The sequence below is a fragment of the Vibrio sp. YT-19(2023) genome (genome assembly GCF_033337395.1).
In genome coordinates this window covers 1-749 of record NZ_JAWOQN010000419.1, presented here as the reverse complement: position 1 = coordinate 749, position 749 = coordinate 1, and the positions used below count along the sequence as shown (strand labels likewise).

Annotated in this window: 1 protein-coding gene; it reads right to left on the bottom strand. The window is 48.3% G+C overall.

Annotation, left to right across the window (positions count from 1 at the left end; genetic code table 11):
- Positions 1-10: 10 nt before the first annotated feature.
- The coding region (locus R7E78_RS26280) for a tryptophanase (protein ID WP_318058629.1) at positions 11-749 on the bottom strand (739 nt) is incomplete at its 5' end.

Sequence of the window (749 nt, the reverse complement as noted above, 5' to 3'; positions counted from 1 at the left end):
CTACTTCAGATTAATCAATTTCACGGAAGCGAGCCGTAAAGTGACGTAAAACCGGAGGCTCATATTCGAACGTCAAACCTTTCAATTCATGAGCTCGGTTCTTCAACTCGATCAACGCATCCGCGATATAGTCCATGTGGTCATTAGTATAGACTCGACGTGGAATCGTTAAGCGCATTAATTCAAGCTCAGAGGCTTTCTGTTCACCCGTTTCAGGGTCACGTCCGAGCAACAATGAGCCAATCTCAACAGCTCGAATCCCAGCCTCCAGATACAACGCATTACACAAGGCTTGTGCTGGGAACTGATCGGCTGGAATGTGCGGCAATATTTTCGCCGCATCAACAAACACCGCATGGCCACCAGTTGGATATTGGATTGGAATTCCCCCCTCCCGTAGACGCTCGCCCAAGTATTGCACCTGACTGATTCGATAATGCAGGAAGTCTTCATCCGCGCCCTCATACAAGCCACGGGCTAAAGCCTCCATATCGCGCCCAGCCATGCCACCATAAGTGACAAAACCTTCCATAGGAACGCAGCGCGTTTGCACCGCTTGGAACAACTCTTGATGATCACGAATACAGCACATGCCACCAATGTTCACCATTGGATCTTTCTTGGCAGACATCGTGAGCATATCGCCGTATTGATACATTTCACGAATGATTTCCAAAATCGACTTGTCAGCGTAGCCTTCTTCACGCTGTTTGATGAAATAAGCATTCTCACAATAGCGAGCCGAGTCA